This window comes from Enterovibrio sp. FF113 (genome assembly GCF_041439165.1).
Taxonomy (GTDB): Bacteria; Pseudomonadota; Gammaproteobacteria; order Enterobacterales; family Vibrionaceae; genus Enterovibrio; species Enterovibrio norvegicus_A.
The window spans coordinates 149,868-163,816 of record NZ_JBGONO010000010.1; the positions used below are offsets into that span (position 1 = coordinate 149,868).

Sequence of the window (13,949 nt, forward strand, 5' to 3'; positions counted from 1 at the left end):
ACCTGAAGATGCGCGCCGAACACTTCCTACTTTGAGCCCCAATCTAGCGCTGTCGCAGGAATGCTTAACGTCACTTAACGGCGCAATTGATGGGCGAGAACGATCTTCGACACTTTGTCGTTCGAGAACCAATAAACGATACCGTTTTCTTTATCCACTAAATACCTCTTCGATTTACTGGTTCTAAGGGTACGCTCGACCTTGTTTCTACTCTCTCCGATAGACAAGTAATTCGCGTCTTTATATCTACGATCAAAAATGATGATGGATCTTACTTTTCCGTCTGAATGATTAACCGTTGCATCGAATTGTTTGTAGCGATATTTCGTGAAGCCATCTAACTCGACCACCCGAGCCGCTTTACCGTGATGGTATTTTAACGATTGTAGCGTCGAGTGTCCGACTTTTATGTTCTTATATTCGGAGTCGTAATTCATCACGTCATCAGACGCGTAAACAGAGAGTGAGGAAACGAAGAGAAGGAAGAGTGCGAGTAGAGAAGTAATAAATTTGAGCATTTTCTTGTCCCTAAGTGTCTGCCACTAAACAAACGTCAAAGGGACAAGTGAAACATTTTTACTAATAAAAACCGATTCTTATAAAATGCCATGCTATCAACATCACTGAAAACTCTATATTGTTACAACGTTTGCCTCCAATCAATCCACTTGCTCTTGATCACCATTGCGTGATTGGTAAAGCAAGAAAGCAGCGGACAACCAGACTAAACACGCCATCACAAACAGCGTACCACCGTCATTACCTACAACTTCACCTACTTCATTAAACGCAGGCTGCACAACGCCAATTGGCGTGAACAGGTGAAAGAAAATTGCGCCCGTCATGGTACCTACAGCCATTAACGCGCCTAATGCATGCAGGCGAGTGAAAAGTAAAATAGATGCGATAAGTTCCGCAATACCTACCATGTACGCACCGTATTTTCCAAACCAAGCCAATCCGGACCATTCGCCCAATGTGCCAAAGATAAAGGTCGTTTCCGGCGAGCCCGTAAACTTAAAGAACAGCGATTGCACAAACACAAATGCGATGAAGATGCACAGCACCCACTTGAATATTTTCATATCGTAAACCTGATAAAACGTTGAAACGGTTAACCTAACGATAGAAAAGAAACAGCAATGTGCCAGTCATTGAAAGAGGATTCTCATCAAACACGCAATACTCTAGTGCCTGAGAAATCAATTTAATAGCAAAGGATTGGTTTTTATACCTGAGTAAAGCAGGGTTCATCAAGACAGGACATATGAGGCAAAGAAGGCAGCCAAATGGCCGCCTTCTCTTTTCTTGAACTAAAACTAGAACTAGAACTTAACGATACCGCCCTCGCCTTGCGCTTTTGGCTTTGCCTGCCATTGCCACCAGCGTGTGGTTGGTGTGAGCATGACAAATGGCAACCGCCAATGCATCGGCGGCATCAGCTTGAGGCGTTGAGGACAATTTCAGCATGTGAACCACCATGTGTTGCACTTGCTTCTTGTCAGCGCCGCCATTGCCAACCACAGATTGCTTAATCAAGCGTGCGGCGTACTCGCTGACAGGTAATCCACCGTTTACTGCCGCGACAATCGCACTGCCTCGTGCTTGACCGAGTTTTAAAGCGGAATCTGCATTTCGCGCCATAAATACTTGCTCGATAGCAAAGGTATCAGGCTGAAACTGAGTGATCACTTCGCTTACACCCGCGTAAATCTGGCCTAAACGTCCGGCCAAATCTTCAGATTCTGTTCGGATACAACCACTACCTAGGTATTCAAGGTTGCGTCCTTGTTGGCGGATCACGCCGTAGCCTGTGATCCGCGAGCCCGGGTCAATCCCGAGAATAATAGCCACGTATACTTATTCCAATGTTGCTGCGACTTCGTCAGAAATTTCACCGTTGTGGTAAACCTCTTGAACGTCGTCCAAATCTTCTAGCGCATCGATAAGACGAAGCAGTTTAGGTGCCGTCGTTTCATCTAATTCAGCCTTCGTCGAAGGAACCAGCGTGACTTCGGCGTTTTGTGCCTCAAAGCCCGCGCCATCCAAAGCATCTTTAACCGAGCCAAAGTCGACAGGTGTCGTGAATACGTCAATCGAGCCATCTTCGTGGGTTTCAACATCGTCAGCACCGCCTTCCAGCGCCGCTTCCATGACTTCATCTTCATCTAAACCCGACGCATAGGAAATCACGCCTTTTTTATCGAACAAGTAATTGACGCTGCCATCAGTACCCAAATTACCACCTGATTTTGAAAACGCGTGGCGTACTCCCGATACCGTGCGATTACGGTTATCTGTCATACACTCAACCATCACGGCCGTACCTGCAGGGCCATAACCTTCATAGATGACGGTTTCCATGCCTTCGTCACCTTCACCGCCTGCACCACGCGTCACAGCACGATTTACAGTATCGCGAGTCATGTTGTTCGATAGCGCTTTATCAATCGCCGCGCGGAGGCGTGGGTTGTTTTCAGGCTCTGCGCCGCCTTCTTTCGCAGCAACGGTAATTTCACGAATAAGTTTGGTGAAAATCTTGCCACGTTTCGAGTCTTGCGCAGCTTTGCGGTGTTTGATGTTGGCGAATTTACTATGACCTGCCATGTCTCACTCCTTTGTCAGCGGCTGAATCACCACTGATGTTACTTATCATCTTGGATTTATAGCAAAACAGACAAGGTTTGTTTGAGAGCAAGCGCTTATCTGTTTGATTAACTTCAACGAAAGCTAAATATACAAAGCACAAAAACAAACAAGGCCAGAAAATCTGGCCTTGTTATTAGAAGAGGTGGTCGACTTATGCGTCGTTTTCTTCATTTTTCTTCGCTGCAACTGTAACGGCAATCGCCAGTTCAGCCAGCGATGCAGGGTTTGCAAGGCTTGGAGCGTCAGTCAGCAAACACGCGGCTGCCGTGGTTTTCGGGAACGCGATAACATCACGGATGTTATCAGTACCACAAAGCAGCATCACTAAGCGGTCAAGACCGAATGCCAAACCTGCATGTGGTGGTGTGCCATACTTCAGCGCTTCAAGCAGGAAGCCAAATTTTTCTTTCTGCTCGCCTGATTCAATACCCAGAATATCAAACACGACGGTTTGCATGTCAGAGTTATGAATACGCACAGAACCACCGCCCACTTCGTAGCCGTTAAGAACCATGTCGTATGCGTTTGAGATAGCAGATGCTGGGTTTGCTTTCAGCTCTTCCGCCGTCATGTTCAAAGGAGACGTGAACGGGTGGTGCATCGCGTGCAGGTTACCTTCGTCATCTTCTTCAAACATTGGGAAATCAACTACCCACAGTGGTGCCCACTTGTTGGTGTCAGTCAGGCCCATGTCAGTACCCAGCTTCAGACGCAGTGCGCCCATTGCTTCGGTAACCACTTTCTTGCTATCAGCACCGAACAAGATGATGTCTCCAGATTCTGCGCCAGTGCGCTCAAGAATACCGTTAACCACTTCTTCGTTTAGGAACTTAGCCACTGGAGACTGAACGCCTTCTAGGCCAGCAGCACGGTCGTTAACCTTCATCCATGCCAGACCTTTCGCGCCGTAAATACCCACGAACTTGGTGTAGTCATCGATTTGTTTACGAGAAAGCGCAGCGCCACCCGGCACACGAATAACCGCAACGCGGCCTTTAGGATCGTTTGCTGGGCCAGAGAATACTTTGAAATCCACATCTTTTAGTAGGTCAGCAACATCAACCATTTCTAGAGGGTTACGCAAGTCAGGTTTGTCTGAACCGAAGCGACGTGCCGCTTCTTCAAACGTCATGATTGGGAACTCACCCAGTTCCACGTTCAGCAGTTCTTGCCACATGCCGCGAACCATATTCTCGGTCATTGCACGAACCTGATCAGCGCTCATGAACGAAGTTTCGATATCGATTTGGGTGAATTCTGGCTGACGGTCTGCACGCAAGTCTTCATCACGGAAGCACTTAACGATTTGGTAGTATCGATCGAAGCCAGACATCATCAGAAGTTGTTTGAACAGCTGAGGAGACTGTGGCAACGCATAAAAGCTGCCTTTGTGCACACGGCTTGGTACCAAGTAGTCACGCGCGCCTTCAGGCGTCGCTTTGGTCAATACTGGGGTTTCAATGTCCAAGAAGCCGTTGTCATCCAAGAAACGACGTACAAAGCTTGATGCTTTAGCGCGAAGTTTAATGCGGTCGCTCATTTCAGGGCGACGAAGATCCAGGTAACGGAACTTCAAACGCTGCTCTTCAGAGTTGTTTTGATTGAAATCCAGTGGCAGTGGCTCAGCACGGTTGATGATTTCCAAGCCTGTCGCGAGCACTTCTACTTCACCGGTTGCCATGCCTTTGTTCACTTGGCTTTCTGGACGAGCACGCACTTCACCAGTGAACTTGATACAGAATTCGTTACGCAGTTTGTTAGCAATCTCGAATACTTCTTTCATATCCGGATCAACCACCACCTGAACCACGCCTTCACGGTCACGCATATCAATGAAGATAAGACCGCCTAAATCACGACGGCGATTTACCCAGCCGCAAAGTTCTACAGTTTGCCCTACAAGGGCTTTGTTCAGGTGACCACAATATTGGGTGCGCATATGAATTTCCCGATCTATTACTGACTGTCCTATTGCACTAAAAAGCGCAAAGCTACAAATATGGTTGTGCAGACAATTCTGCAAGCTCCCGCCTAAGTTAGAAATCAACGATAGAAAACTGAAGTTAAAATCGAAGTTAGAAACTAAGCCAAAGCCAAAATACCTCAAAATGACGCAGCATTATAAAGGAAAATTTTGCGGAGCGGGAATTCGTAACCCATCGATCGAAAGAAATCGTCGCAATCGCGCAAAAAAGCAGCAAGGATTGACGCTGATAGCACGACACACCCACAATAGGCGTTCGACGACATGAGGGATTATCCGTTGCCATCATCGATTTCCAAACTTGCTCTGCTTTCCGACCTCACCACGCCGCCACTTCGGCTGGGCATGACCCAATGGTCACACAATACATGGCAACGTAAGTTTTACCCTACTGGCACCAAAAGCGGCGAACGCTTGGCACGCTACGCGCAAGTTTTTAATACGGTGGAAGGTAACACGACTTTCTATGCCAGCCCTTCCCATGCCACGGTCGCGAATTGGAAAGCCGCCACCAGCGATGCATTCCGGTTTACCTTTAAATTCCCTCAGCCCATCACTCATCAAATGATGCTGCGACACTCGGATGCCATGGTGTCCGAATTCATCACACTGATGCAGCCACTACACGAACGCATTGGGCTTTGGAAAATTCAATTGCCGGCGGCGTTTGGTCCGCAATCATTGCCGGATCTCAAACGCTTTTTAACCGCAATGCCAACGTCTTATAACGTCGGTGTTGAAGTACGCCATCCTGCTTTTTTTGCCAAGGGTGATGAAGAACGCGCGTTGAATAGCTTGCTGATAGAGCACGGTGCGAATCGTATCATCATGGACAGTCGCCCCGTTTTTGCCGTACCGGCAGACACTGACGCCCTACTCGATGCGCAGCAGAAAAAGCCCTGCGTTCCTGTGCATGCCATATCAACAAGCAATACACCGATGGTGCGATTCATAGGCGACCCGACACTTGAGCGAAACGATGTGTTTTTTGCGAATTGGCAGAAAAAGATCCCGCAATGGATTGAGGAAGGCAAAACGCCATATTTGATGATACACACAGCAAACAACGATCAAGCGCCAGAATTAGCCGCGCATTTTTATGATTTACTCACTCAGCAAATCGCGCTACCGCCTCTGGCACCTTTGTCACCGGAAGATATTTCTAGTCAAATGAGTTTGCTGTAAAGCAGTTATAGGTCCTAGGACCCGCTCTTCCTAGGACCTGTATTTTAAGATCCCCTAAAAATACCAACTTACTTCTGCTTCGACAAAGTCATCGCGTTTTAAGAAGTAAATAGGATCAGTGACGTTGTCCGAGTTGAACATCCAACCTGTCACCGTCCAGCTCCAATCATTCGAGAAACGACCGCTCGACTCTAAACGCACCGTCATCGAATCTGTATCGTCTAAATCGACCGTACCCCCGACCAAGAACTCAGTGCCATCGTGATCATTGAGCACCCAGCGCAGTCCTGCAAACAGGTCATTTTGGCCAGCAACGGGGGCATCTTCATCGCGACTGTCATAAATGTATTCCATCAGAAAACCCAGATCGGTGATGCCTTCGTTTACACCCACATAGGTATATTCAAAACCACCCGTAAACGCCGTGTTTGATTCTAAGCTGTAACGACGAATGGCTTCAGCTTTCCAAAGCCAGTCACCATAGATCGCTTGAACATCGAGGCCGACTTGCGTCATGAGCGCATAGTATGGCGATAAGGTGTTGAAGAAATATGGGTCTCTGTTAGTGCCATGAAACACACTCAAACCCACGTCCCATTCGTCAATCATGGTGCCATAACGCGCAGCAACATCAGGGTAAAACTCTTCATGACGAGATTCGTACTGTGCATCTGCATCGCCAGCACCAGGCAACGCTAAACGACCATCGTAGCTTGCAAAGGTACGTTCGCGAAAATAGGGAAGTAAGTACAAATCAAGCAAGCCAGATTCGAGTTCTAGTCCCAGGCTCACCATGGGTTGACCGAGTTTCACTTCGCCATCGACGGCTTCAACAGCATCAGTTTGGTTAATAACATCCACAAGATGTTGTGACTCTGTCACCCCCCAAAAGACGATACCCAAGCCAAAGCGCAGTTCGTAGTTATCTTTGTAGTGCATCAACAGAGCTTCACGCACATCGCCATGCGTGCGCTCATCATCCATTGAGTCCCAACGGAAGAACGGCGAAAAAGTAAAGCTCGTGTTCCCTTCTTCGCTTTCCCAATAAAGCTCAGGCTCAATGGCGATAGACGTTTGGCTTTTGTCCTGACCTTGTGCTCCTGTCTGTCCAAACTGACGCTGTTGAAAGGTCAGCTCACCTTCGAATTCAAAGGCGTAAGCGGGTGAGAGGAAAAGAGGCAACGCAAGCAGCGCCGCCAATGAAGTCCATGGTTTCATTCTCACTCCTAGCGCGCGCGCTTCAAGCTAGATTTAGAAAAATCACCTTCATCCAAGCCCGTTTTGAACGCGAGATCTGTCGTGGTCAATTTGGTCGATTTACCCGTCTGGTGGTTCACCATCATCATGGTGTGAGCGCGCCAGTATTGGTCAAGGTACTGTTTATAGTCACTGAACGTCAGTGTTTTCAGCAATGACTTGCGGCGATCGTAGAACTCAGTTTTCAGTGGTCGATAATGCTCTTGATCAACCCACACTTTTTGGCTGGTATAACCTGAATACTTATCGGTTGGCGTTTGTACAATCACAAACGTATTTTGTCCATCAAGCGCTTCTTCACCCACCAAGTTAAACGTGTACTTCTCCAATTCGAACGAGCTTAAATCTTCGTACGCAAATTCACTGCCCATGAACGGGCCGGATTTGTTGCGCGAGGCAATACGTTTCACGCGCTTTAACGCAGGAAGGTAAAGCCACTGATCGTCAGGGCCAGTAATGTGCGAGTAGTTAAGAAAAACAGTACCACGCACATCACGAGGTTCATCAAAAATGGTTAACCCTTTATCGCCATCACTTTCGACTTCGAGTGTTTTAATGCGCAGTTTACGGTCACTGGTATCACCATTCGCGTTTTCAAGCAGCATGGTCATTTCAGCAACGCTGTCACCCCAGCCTTGATCTCGCACTTTACGCTCGTTGGCGATTTCTAATCCTTTCACTTCATCGGCAACCACAGGCGCTGCTATCGCCATCATGCTAAACGCAATCACAACGGCTTTTGATAATGTTTTTATTGTTTTCATTCTTCTCTCCTTGAATTCGTTACTGCGTTGCTTCTTTACTAAAATCTTTAGATTCATCGGCATAGGCTTTCTTGTCTGCTACCAAGAGCACGGCAGGTAATAGAACAAAGTCCACGATGAGAGCAATGAATATGACAATGGCACTGAGTAGCCCCATGTCACTGTTTAGCCGGAAACCGGATGTTGCCAACACGCTGAAACCCGCAACAAGTACGACGGTGGTGATCCATAACGCACGACCCACTGAGTCAAATGCGTAGCGGATGCCCTCTTCAACATTGCGTCCATGCACACGCGCATGGCGATATTTCGTCAGGAAATGTACGGTGTCATCCACCACCACACCCAAGGTCAGGGTGATAACAACTGAAAGCCCCAGGTTGATTTCACCTGACACAACAGCCCACAAGCCAAAGCCCAAAATGGCTGGCACCAAATTTGGCACTAGGCTAATCACACCAAGACGCCATGAACGTAATGCGAATACCAACAACCCAGAAATCAACACCAACGCAATCGGTAAGGTTTTCAACATGCTGGCAATGTTGGTTTCGCCAATATGAGCGAACATCAGGTTCGGGCCAGACGATGCCATCTCGTACTGAGGGGCATTAGCCTTGAACCATGCATCCATGCGTTTTTCCAGCGCAATCAAATCAACACTGCCGAGGTTGTCAGTGGTCAGTACCAACTTGACCGCAGACTTATCAATGTTGACTTCATTATTCAAATCTAATCCATACGGCAATGACATTTCGTACAACAGCAAGTATTGCGCCGCGAGTTCAGGGTTCTGAGGTAAGGTGTAAAACGTTTCATCATCACCGTGCATGTTCATGTTCAAACGTTTGAACGTGTCAGAGATTGACGCGACATGGTCTGTTTCTGGTTGCGTGCGTAGCCATTCAGTGAAGTCTTCAACCGTCGTCAAGAATTCAGGGTGAGTGATCCCGTGTGGCGCACCCGATTTAATGGAAATACTGAATGCCGTCGTTCCGCTGACAGCTTCTTCCATATAATCAGCGGCTTGGCGGAAGTTGTTGCTAGAATCGAAGTATTCAACGGCATTGTCATTGGCATGGTTTTGCATCAACAACACCGCGCTCAGTGCCACGACAATGACACTGACTGGCAGAATCTTCTTATGATTCGCAATCACGGTATCGGCTACCCATCCCATCGCTTTGTTACTGTTTGTCCGGGCAGGCTTCACCTTGAACGGCATCAATTGAAGCAATGCAGGTAATAACGTAACAGACAAGACAAACGCGATCATCACGCCCAATGCAGCGAGATTCCCCATGTCTCTCAATACCGGAGAGTCCGACGCATTCATCATTAAGAAGCCAATCGACGTCGTGACTGACGTGATCAATAGCGCGAGGAAATTAAGCTTAAGCGCATAATTAATGGCCTCAGTTTTGTCTTTACCTTCACGAAGAGCATGCACATAGGACGTGATCAGATGGACACAATCCGCCACGGCGAGTGTCATAACCAGCGTCGGGACTGTCACTGTACCGTTATTGAGGTAGTGGCCTACCCAACCCAGCATCCCCATCGTGGCGGCAATCGTTAGCACAATCACGATCAGCGTCGCCATGACAAACTTCCAAGACCGCAACATAATGCCGAGGAACACAAGTACAACAAGAAACATCATTGGCACCAGCGTTTGGCTGTCTGCTTGCGCAGCATCAGCAAAAGCTTTATTCATGGCGATAATGCCCGCCAGATGGAAATCTACGTCAGGATAGGTTTCGTGCGCTTTGGCCAGAACATCTTTCGTGAAATTGGCCACTTCCTGCACTTGCGCCGTTTGGTCACCATCCGGCAATTGAAAAGTGATATTCACAATGGCGGCTTGCGCGGTTTGACCCACAATAGCGTTAACTAAACGAGGTTCATTGAGGGCGACTTCCCGAATATAGTCGATCCGCGCATCATCAAGTTCGTAATAATCTGGCGCGAGATCTTCAACAAGCAGGTCATCTTCTTCCGCGGAGGTATGTTGATAATTCGTGACGGAATCCACTCGACTCGCATATGGTGTAAGCCATGCTTCATCTGTGAGTTGCTGAATTAATGACAGGTTATCTTTGGTAAACACGTTCTTGTTATGAGGTGCTACCACAATGGCAAGCGTGTCCGTTTTATTGAAGGTTGCTTCAAGCTCTTTGAACGACTGTAGCTGCGGATTCCCTTTATCAAAGAAAATTTGGTAATCACCTCGGAAATACAAGTTTTGACTCCCCATCGCCGCAACAACGGCAAACAAAACACTGAGGATTACAAATAACCAAGGTCGTGCCGTAGGCATTCGATATAATTCTGTTTTCACCACACTCTCCATTTGTGACGATTCGTCAAATTCCCTGCTTTAAAAAGCCAATTAATATGGCTTAATACTTCCTAAACATAGGGTTATCTCACTCACCCCATTCAAGCAAAATGAAATTACACGTTCACATAGTTAGAAATTCAAATCATTGCCAGATAAAAATTGACGCTTCGTCAATTAATGACGAAACGTCAATATAGTACAATAAAGTAACAAATTAAAGCTCATTTTGACGAATCGTCAAAAATAAGTCACTTGTCGCAATTAAGATTGATTTTCTATGAGGGCGACTTCTTCGCCAAACAGGTCTTTTTCGGCACGATCCCATGTTTTTTGGTAGTCGAAATCGCAAGACAAAGGCATCCAGCGCATCCCATCTAGGAGGAAGTTGAGGTTCTGGAGCACGATATTGGTGTCATGTTGGCGAGATACACAGCTACTTTGCGTCGCATTGTTTACCAATGAACTGGTACCAAATGCCATCGCCCAATTTGCAAACACAATGCTATCGCTCGTGATGCCGGGTGCGAGAGTGATGTCTCCAGAGCTCTGACCTAGCTCGATGAACTTATCACCAAATGACACCACGAGGTCTTCCAACGTGTTCAGTTTTTCCAGGCGTTCAGGAGCACTTTTTTCAGTGACCGCAGGCGTACGGCTAACCAGTGCACACATCGCGAGAATGGGCGAGAGTTTTGAGAAAAGGTGCATACCCGCATGCATGGCAATCAACTTTTCACGGCTGGAACCTTCAAAGTCGAGTGCGCTTTTGAACAGAGGAATTTTTTTACTCAGCGCTTGGATCGCAAGCGCAGCAAACAAATCTTCCTTGCTGTTGAAGTGATTGTAAATTGTACCTTTGGAATACGAGCTGGCGGCAGCAAGCTTATCCATGTTGAGTTGTGCAAATCCTTCCCTTTCCACAATGCTACATGCTATTAGCAACAACTCACTCTCGCGATCACGCATTGCCAATTGTTTACGGCTCAACGTCGCGTCATCACTGATTAAATTTGATACTGCTTGCTCTAACATTGTGAATACCCTTAAAAGATCCTTACTTTTATAGCACAAATAAGAAATAGATTGGCAGCTTGTCCTCACTTTTTAATGCGATCACATCAACCACTCTCGTGCTCATTCCATTGAATATCCACGTAAATAGAAGTCACTCGCTTAGCGCTCTCTACAAAACAGCACCTTTGATTCAGGCAAGACGTCATGACTCATTGTGTTTTTTCGTCGAAAATCAGGACCCACAAACGAGTGTTCAACCAGATTACTCAGTCATGTCATCAAGCCATCAACCGTACTTTGAACAGATGGACTCATTACAATCACTGAGTCTAGTTTTGATAGGTTATTGTGCTTGGGCCCAACGAACGATGTCATCTCGCGGCCAAATCATCAGATAGCTTTTTGGCGTGTACTTCCCTTCATCAAACAACCGTCGACGCTTTTTGTTCTGCAAAGCAACATGCCCCGCATCATCACACGATTCGAGCAGATAAAACGACGCGCCACCAGACTCTGGGAGCGTACGTAAATAGGCCATTTTCGACGATGCATGTATCACGGAAGGGTCCCAGAACCAGCTTTGTGCAAATATGCCCGAAACGTGTGGTTCTGATTCAAGGCGCTGTGCAATTTCCAGATAAAACGCTCGCCATCCTGGTTCAAGGAAGTCAGGATTAGTTCTTCGATCTTCCATATGCAGTTCGTACATGTTTTGTCTGTTGTTCAGTTTTCTCAGCAGCATATCCGCTGCACTAACAAATTGTGCGATGCCATTCGCGGTAAGAAATCGACGCGGTAATGGTCTGGGTTCATAATGACAAATCGAGCGACTTGGCCACATATTCAACGCGCTGATAGCCAGGTCCTTCCTAAACAAATCGCTCTGAACATTGGGCTCATAGCAGCCCGTCGCAATGTCATCTGCCAAATACTCAAACCACTCTTTGATAGAGTCAATCACCATTGTCGGCATCGTCACATCATGACTAGCTAGGCCAGTCTGATCGCTTGAATCCAATGAGCGCAGACTCCGCTGCATTAAAGCCACTAGCGCGAGTTGATGAATATCTGCCTCTACGTCTTTGCTATGTGTGTTCGATAGCTGCTCAAGCCAACGATTCATTTCATCAGGGAAATGTGAATATGCGCGGCCGGGCATTTCATCTTGTACAAAAGACAGATATTGTTCGCGAACCGTCGATAACGTATCGACTTGCTTATCGAGCCTACTTTCAATCATCTCGCGCAGGTCATCCAGCTTCGTTTGCAACGTCATACACACTCTCCGCCAGTGACCGAAAGGTTGACACCATTAATGTATTCCGCACCTTCAGAGAGCAAGAAGATCACAGATGACGCGACTTCCACTGATGTTGCATTGCGCTTCATCGGGTGAGATGCCGCGTTCTGAATCACCATATTGTCGGGAATATCCTGCAAAAATGGTGTATCGACCATCGAGGGTGATACTGCATTCACACGAATGCCTTTGCCACCACATTCCGCTGCCAGTGAACGCATCAAGCCCAACTGTGCGTATTTGGCAATGTTGTAATCAGCCATCGCCGCAGGCGGCATGCCTAACGTGACGCTACTTAGAATAAAAACGATTCGTCCATCACCACGTTTTACCATTGCCGGTAAGAAAGCTTTCGCAATCATCATGCTGCTCATCATTTGCACTTCGAGCTGTTCCATGACTTGATGGCGCGAGAGCTTTTTAAAACGCGTCAGTTTCAGTCTCGGGGCTTGCGCAAAAATAAGATGATCGGGATCTGCACACAGTGCCGTTGCGTCCGAAATAAACGCCTCGCAACTGTCAGGGTCACTTAAATCAGCCCGCAGTGCATGAAGCTCGCTTTGCATGTTTGATTGCATGCTTTCAAGCGCAGCAAGATTGTTACACCCATGCGCGATAATACGATTGCCTTCGCTATCGAGCATCGACATTACCGCTTTGCCAATGTCCGAGCTCGCTCCCACGATTAAACTGGTTTTACTCATGCCGATGACTCGCTTTCATCAATCCCTGAATGGATCCGCGCTTTCGATACCACTTGTCCGTGTTGATTTCGGATAACTGCTTTGATTTCGATACGTTTTAGAAGGGTGTGAACATCCACCACCTCCCCTTCAACCGTCAGCACATCGCCAACAAAAACGGGGCGACTGAAACGGGTTTGAATATCCTGCAACAGTGCATTTTCACCCGGTAGATATACCCCAACTAATGTGGAATATAACGATGCCGTCATCATGCCGTACACCACAACATCAGGGTGCCCTCGTCGTTTGGCATGCTCCGCATTGGTATGAAGCGGATTGACATCACCGCTCACCAGAGTGAAGGCATTCAGCTTCTCCTCGGTAATATCTGCAGAGAATTGGTGTTTTAACCCCACGTCAATGTCATCAATACGGTATTGCTTCATTCATCTTATCCCGATCATGCTGCTTGAAGTTTTCGAGTGATTAAATCGACCGTATCACCCACATTACCCGCCTGATTCAGCTGTTCGATTTCCGACAAACTAAATTTAATCGCCAGCTCTTTTTCAATCGCGTCGATGATTTGTATCTGTGCCAGCGAATCCCAATCTTCCGCATCGTCTGCCGTCGTATCTCGTGTCACCACTAAATCATCTTCATCCAGCACATCAAAAATGATCTGAGAAATCGCATTTAATATATCCATACAAGCTCCTTTATCGTGCCGCGCAGTGAACCTATTTCAAGGTTGAGTATTTGTTCT

General features: G+C 47.2%; 14 protein-coding genes. 1 reads left to right on the forward strand and 13 read right to left on the reverse strand.

All coding sequences use genetic code 11. From position 1 onward, the window contains the following. Positions 1-74: 74 nt before the first annotated feature. The 5 genes from ACED36_RS10175 to aspS all read right to left on the reverse strand — a co-directional run bounded on the left by ACED36_RS10175 (position 75) and on the right by aspS (position 4,588). A complete protein-coding gene (locus ACED36_RS10175) occupies positions 75-518 on the reverse strand; it encodes a hypothetical protein (protein WP_371733195.1) in 444 nt (147 codons plus the stop codon). 141 nt (positions 519-659) lie between these two features. After that, positions 660-1,085 (reverse strand): hypothetical protein, encoded by a 426-nt coding sequence (locus ACED36_RS10180; protein WP_371733196.1) that lies wholly within the window; start codon positions 1,083-1,085, stop codon positions 660-662. 247 nt (positions 1,086-1,332) lie between these two features. Continuing rightward, a complete protein-coding gene (gene ruvC, locus ACED36_RS10185) occupies positions 1,333-1,854 on the reverse strand; it encodes a crossover junction endodeoxyribonuclease RuvC (protein ID WP_016961273.1) in 522 nt (173 codons plus the stop codon). Between the two features lie 6 nt (positions 1,855-1,860). Then, positions 1,861-2,607, reverse strand: coding sequence for a YebC/PmpR family DNA-binding transcriptional regulator (locus ACED36_RS10190; RefSeq protein ID WP_016961272.1), 747 nt, complete (start codon positions 2,605-2,607; stop codon positions 1,861-1,863). 193 nt (positions 2,608-2,800) lie between these two features. Continuing rightward, positions 2,801-4,588 (reverse strand): aspartate--tRNA ligase, encoded by a 1,788-nt coding sequence (gene aspS, locus ACED36_RS10195; RefSeq protein WP_371733197.1) that lies wholly within the window; start codon positions 4,586-4,588, stop codon positions 2,801-2,803. Between the two features lie 309 nt (positions 4,589-4,897). Between aspS and ACED36_RS10200 the strand changes: the two genes are divergently transcribed. After that, positions 4,898-5,818 (forward strand): DUF72 domain-containing protein, encoded by a 921-nt coding sequence (locus ACED36_RS10200; protein WP_371733198.1) that lies wholly within the window; start codon positions 4,898-4,900, stop codon positions 5,816-5,818. A 54-nt stretch (positions 5,819-5,872) separates the two neighbouring features. Here ACED36_RS10200 and ACED36_RS10205 read toward each other — a convergent pair whose 3' ends face one another. The 8 genes from ACED36_RS10205 to ACED36_RS10240 all read right to left on the reverse strand — a co-directional run bounded on the left by ACED36_RS10205 (position 5,873) and on the right by ACED36_RS10240 (position 13,892). Beyond that, complete coding sequence (locus tag ACED36_RS10205) at positions 5,873-7,036, reverse strand: hypothetical protein (RefSeq protein ID WP_371733199.1); 1,164 nt, start codon at positions 7,034-7,036, stop codon at positions 5,873-5,875. 8 nt (positions 7,037-7,044) lie between these two features. Continuing rightward, a complete protein-coding gene (locus ACED36_RS10210; RefSeq protein WP_016961268.1) occupies positions 7,045-7,839 on the reverse strand; it encodes an outer membrane lipoprotein-sorting protein in 795 nt (264 codons plus the stop codon). 19 nt (positions 7,840-7,858) lie between these two features. Next, positions 7,859-10,192: an RND family transporter gene (locus ACED36_RS10215; RefSeq protein WP_371733200.1), complete on the reverse strand. Its 2,334-nt coding sequence runs from the start codon at positions 10,190-10,192 to the stop codon at positions 7,859-7,861. A 252-nt stretch (positions 10,193-10,444) separates the two neighbouring features. Further along, positions 10,445-11,215 carry a TetR/AcrR family transcriptional regulator gene (locus tag ACED36_RS10220; protein ID WP_016961266.1) on the reverse strand — a complete coding sequence of 257 codons (771 nt, stop codon included), beginning with the start codon at positions 11,213-11,215 and terminating at the stop codon, positions 10,445-10,447. A gap of 325 nt (positions 11,216-11,540) precedes the next feature. Next, positions 11,541-12,473: a hypothetical protein gene (locus ACED36_RS10225; protein ID WP_016961265.1), complete on the reverse strand. Its 933-nt coding sequence runs from the start codon at positions 12,471-12,473 to the stop codon at positions 11,541-11,543. Next, positions 12,470-13,201 (reverse strand): SDR family NAD(P)-dependent oxidoreductase, encoded by a 732-nt coding sequence (locus ACED36_RS10230; RefSeq protein WP_016961264.1) that lies wholly within the window; start codon positions 13,199-13,201, stop codon positions 12,470-12,472. Before ACED36_RS10230 ends, ACED36_RS10225 begins: the two co-directional genes overlap by 4 nt. Further along, positions 13,198-13,629 (reverse strand): MaoC family dehydratase, encoded by a 432-nt coding sequence (locus ACED36_RS10235; protein WP_016961263.1) that lies wholly within the window; start codon positions 13,627-13,629, stop codon positions 13,198-13,200. The genes ACED36_RS10230 and ACED36_RS10235 overlap by 4 nt, the downstream gene beginning before the upstream one ends. Positions 13,630-13,643: 14 nt before the next feature. Beyond that, entirely contained in the window at positions 13,644-13,892 is a 249-nt protein-coding gene (locus ACED36_RS10240; RefSeq protein ID WP_016961262.1) for an acyl carrier protein, read from the reverse strand. Between the last annotated feature and the right edge of the window lie 57 nt (positions 13,893-13,949).